1 pseudogene is annotated in these 234 nt (G+C 71.8%); it reads right to left on the bottom strand.

The annotated features are described in order from the left end of the window. Positions 1-234: pseudogene (locus tag IF89_RS0137150) on the bottom strand (hypothetical protein); the annotation flags it as partial.

The raw sequence follows: 234 nt of genomic DNA on the forward strand, positions 1-234 counted from the left end.
CACGCGCTCGACGCGGGCCCGCCGGATGAGGTTCTTGCCGGGTTCGCGGACCTTGTCGAAGGCGGCGTTGTTGAGCAGGACGCAGCTGCCGGAGGGGCCGTTGACGGTGACGGTGGTCGCCTGCCCGTTGTCGAGGTTGGTGACCTTGAGCTTCGTCCCGACGGGGAAGGTGCCGCTGCTTGCCGCCGGCGGCCCGGCCTCGCCGGACAGGGTCACCGTCGACCCCGGGCACAC

Origin of the sequence: Streptomyces sp. NRRL F-2664, from assembly GCF_000719345.1 — a bacterium.
Taxonomy (GTDB): domain Bacteria; phylum Actinomycetota; class Actinomycetes; order Streptomycetales; family Streptomycetaceae; genus Streptomyces.